Consider the following 3,093-nt stretch of genomic DNA (forward strand, 5'->3'; position numbering starts at 1 on the left):
GCGCCACATGAGGCGAGCCGATCGACGGCAGGGGCACGATGCGGATGCGCGCGGCCTTGTCGGCTTCGGCCGCGTCGCGGCCCATGATCACGCGGTCGATCGTGTCGGTCTTTTTCGGCATCGCCTTCTTTAACTTTTGAGTCGCACCGTCGCGGACATTCTCGACGAGCTGCACCGCTTCGACCAGCGGCCACGCGAAAAGGCGCGATCTCTTGTCTGCATCCTGCGAACTCTGCAAATCGAACAGGAAGCGCTGCGGCGGGCTGTTGTAGGCGACCGGCGCGAAGCGGGGCTTGGGCGGCTGGGAGAAGAGCTGCTGGACCTGACGGCCCGATTTGATCGTGCGAAAGCGCCGGCCGCTCTCCTCAAACCGCCTGCTCAGGCTTCCCAGCGATCCGTTCTGCGGGCAAAGCAGCACCAGGCCCAGGCCGGACCTCGCCGGCCGGTAGATCGCACCGCCGTGTTTGCCGAGCCGCTCTTCAAGAGTCTCCGCATCGACGATCTCGCCCCACGCCCACGCCATGTCGACGCCGCGGCCGAGCTGATAGAGCCGCTCGGCCATCGCGCAGACCGTCTTGGCGTGTTGTTCACGCTCCTCCCCCTGCTCGAACCGCCAAGCATAGAGCAGCGGCACGCGGGCATCGAACAGGACGGGCTTGATGAGCTTGGCCGCCCTAATCTCGGCGACACGGCGCGGATCGCCGCCGACCGCATCAAGGTCGTTGTTCGGCACGTAATTCGAAAAGCCGGTTCCGGGACGGGCCGCCGGGGCGGCAATGATTGGTGGCTCAAGCTGTTCCAGCCAAGCCAAAGCAGTACTGACTTCCGGAGACAGTGCCGCTCCTTGCGCCCCCCCGGCGATCAGCGCCTGGAACAGCCGCGCCGGCGAGGGCGGCCATTCCGGCCGGCCGTGGTAACGCCCGTCATGAAAGCGGACCGAGAGAACAAGCGCACGAGGCATGGCCCACCTCAAGCCGCCTTGCCCTTCTTGTCCGCTTTCCGGGCGTCCTCCTTTGCGCGAGCCTTGTCGAACTTGACACGCCAATCCTTGCCCTTGCCGAATGCCTTGGCCGCCGCGGTTGCATAATCTCGAACGATGCTTTCCGACATTCCGATCGTTGCGCGTTCGCCCTTCCGGTTTACGACCTCCCATTGCGACGGCGCACCCGGGTCGGGCACGAGCAAGCACCCCTGGCGCAAGAATGCCTCCATCGGCTCGATTGCCGCGACCAGCGAAAGGGCGAGGATATAACGGCGCAGGTTACCGTCATTTTCGCCACGAAGGCGCCGGAGCGCGATGAGATTGACGGTGACGTCGCGGAAAATCGGACCGCGTGCGATCACCCCACCGGGCGCCCCAGTCGCGGGCACATGGACAAAGCCCCGCTGGGCAAGAGGACTTTCGGCGCGACCTTCGGCCTTCTGTTTGTCTTCCTCTGAAAATACATCGAGGGCCGCATAGTCGAGCGCAGGTATGTATTGCGCTGAACGCTTAAGAACATCGACATCCCAAGCCCGCACCACCGACTGCACGATACGCGGCAGTTTTGCCTGCGTATCGCGCGAGTCCCAAACACCGAACACCAGCGATGTCGGCGCCAGTTTCGCGATCTCCGATGCATCATCGGCATCAAGGAAGAGCTTGAACGCTTTCTGAGCCGGCTCCTGCAATTCAGTCGAGCGGACGATCGCATCGCCCAGCCGGTGGCCGGCTTCCAGGATTGAAATGACCTTTTCGTTGCCGTATTCGATCTCGATCTGCGGCACGAGATGCGCGAGATCGGCCCGCTTAAAGATCGGTTCCATGCGGTTGGCCTGGCTGCCGACGCTGTCGATGGTGGCGATCTTGGTGCCGTCGGAGAGTTCGTCGATGTTGTAGCCGATGCCTGCATAGGTCGGCGGGAAGATCACCCCGCCTTCGCCTTCGACCGGGATGAGCTTCTGCTTCAAGTGGAGGGCGACCGGGCCTTGCTGGCTATCGGCCCAGTCGTTGACGATGTCGTGAGTCAGCGTGATCGGCTCGGTCATAAACGGTTCTCCTCAATGACGTCGGTTATGCAGCGCGCTTGATTCTCCTGTCCGGGCCAGCCGAGCTCCATGTGGAACAAGCGGCGAGGAAATGGTAGCTCCGAGCCACCAAGTGCCGCACGAAGGAAGATCGGGCTAAGGAGGCGATGCGGATCGGGCGCCGCAACGACTCCATATTGGTATTTTAGCTTGTTGATGCGCTTCGGACGCGCATTGGTAAGGCCGATGGCGGCCAGAATCTCGACTAAGGGAAAGCCGACCATTGTCAGTTCGTCGTGTTCGTTCGGCGAAAAGCCAACGTCCATTGGAATATAATCGCGCCGCCAATCGAAACGGAAACTGCTGCTTTGCGGCGCTGCCAACGCGAAGGGGTCGCTGACGGCATCTTTGATTTGACCTCGGACAAGAGACAGCGCGTCTCGCATCAGAGCTGCGCCCGGATACCCACCCGAGCCGGCCCAGAATTTGACATTGTCGCGATCTGTCGAGTCGCCCCAGTGATCGACGGTGAGGGCATTATCGCCCACCACAAGCAATGCAGGAAGGGTGGCTGGGCTTGGGGGAACGGCTATCGGGAACGGTTGCCCTTCAGCCAGTGCTTTTGTCGGTATCTCCCACTTTTCGGTGCCATACTTTGAATCGGGAGGCGCAACCGACGACACTTCTGCATTGGCAAGAAACTCTAATACCACCTCAAACGGATTTCGGTTACCGTTGGCCCGCAGTTTGAAAAGGGCGCCTGCCGCATTGGACCAATCAAATCCCCCCTCAGCGTCGCCGAGCAGCACGTCGGCGGCTTCGAGGAAGCCGAGGCAGGCGAAGACCTGGCCGGGGTTGTGAAGATCGACGGGGATCGCATGTTCCGCCATCAGCCATTCTCCCCGGGCTTCGCCCGATCGTCCTTGTCGCCGGCATTGTCCTCGTGCTGGCGCGAAGCCTGTTGATCGGCGGCGCGCAGGAGCGACTCCCACCACGCCAGCCCCCACGGCCCCCATTGCCTCTGAAGCCGAGCGAAGCGCAATGCCACGTCGCGCGCGCGTTCTTGGAGCGCCGTGGGCGGCGCAT

Annotated in this window: 4 protein-coding genes; all 4 read right to left on the minus strand. The window is 62.4% G+C overall.

The window, feature by feature from the left end:
- Window positions 1-961, minus strand: a 961-nt coding sequence (csb2, locus tag ACK41X_RS23190) for a type I-U CRISPR-associated protein Csb2 (protein WP_409728611.1), incomplete at its 3' end; no start/stop codon positions are given.
- Between the two features lie 8 nt (window positions 962-969).
- The gene (cas7u, locus tag ACK41X_RS23195; RefSeq protein WP_409728614.1) at window positions 970-2,028 is read right to left on the minus strand and encodes a type I-U CRISPR-associated RAMP protein Csb1/Cas7u; all 1,059 of its coding nucleotides are present in this window, start codon (window positions 2,026-2,028) and stop codon (window positions 970-972) included.
- Entirely contained in the window at window positions 2,025-2,897 is an 873-nt protein-coding gene (gene cas8c, locus ACK41X_RS23200) for a type I-U CRISPR-associated protein Cas8c (protein ID WP_409728616.1), read from the minus strand. Before cas8c ends, cas7u begins: the two co-directional genes overlap by 4 nt.
- Window positions 2,897-3,093, minus strand: a 197-nt coding sequence (locus tag ACK41X_RS23205; protein ID WP_409728619.1) for a hypothetical protein, incomplete at its 5' end; no start/stop codon positions are given. The genes cas8c and ACK41X_RS23205, both read right to left, overlap by 1 nt.

This window comes from Pseudorhodoplanes sp. (genome assembly GCF_046289595.1).
In the GTDB taxonomy this organism is placed as follows: domain Bacteria; phylum Pseudomonadota; class Alphaproteobacteria; order Rhizobiales; family Xanthobacteraceae; genus Pseudorhodoplanes.

Bases quoted from the DNA above. Each gene is read 5' to 3' on its own strand.
- cas8c (WP_409728616.1), bottom strand. From the start codon at position 2,897: ATGGCGGAACATGCGATCCCCGTCGATCTTCACAACCCCGGCCAGGTC.
- cas7u (WP_409728614.1), bottom strand. From the start codon at position 2,028: ATGACCGAGCCGATCACGCTGACTCACGACATCGTCAACGACTGGGCC.